This window comes from Sutterella seckii, from assembly GCF_009183815.1.
In the GTDB taxonomy this organism is placed as follows: domain Bacteria; phylum Pseudomonadota; class Gammaproteobacteria; order Burkholderiales; family Burkholderiaceae_F; genus Sutterella; species Sutterella seckii.
Genome location: NZ_WEHX01000305.1, coordinates 1 through 205 on the forward strand (window position 1 = coordinate 1; position 205 = coordinate 205).

Below are 205 nucleotides of genomic sequence, written 5' to 3' on the forward strand. Positions count from 1 at the left end.
TGCGACGTTGTAGCAGAACACCGTCAGCCAGCTCAGAAAGTGCGTGCGCGTCATGCCGATGGTACGGACAATAGAGCCCTTCATGGTGCTTTCAACGTACGGAAAATCTCGGTCTTGGTATAACGACGGTCGAGAGAAAGCAAGTAGTTGAAATCCTTTAAAGATTTCATTGAAACCCACTTGCTTTTTCTTTCTGTGTAGGGTA

General features: G+C 46.8%; 1 protein-coding gene. It reads right to left on the reverse strand.

Annotated features, from left to right (window positions below; genetic code table 11):
- On the reverse strand, positions 1–180 hold a 180-nt coding region (locus tag GBM95_RS12890), incomplete at its 3' end, for a hypothetical protein (protein ID WP_226963343.1).
- Between the last annotated feature and the right edge of the window lie 25 nt (positions 181–205).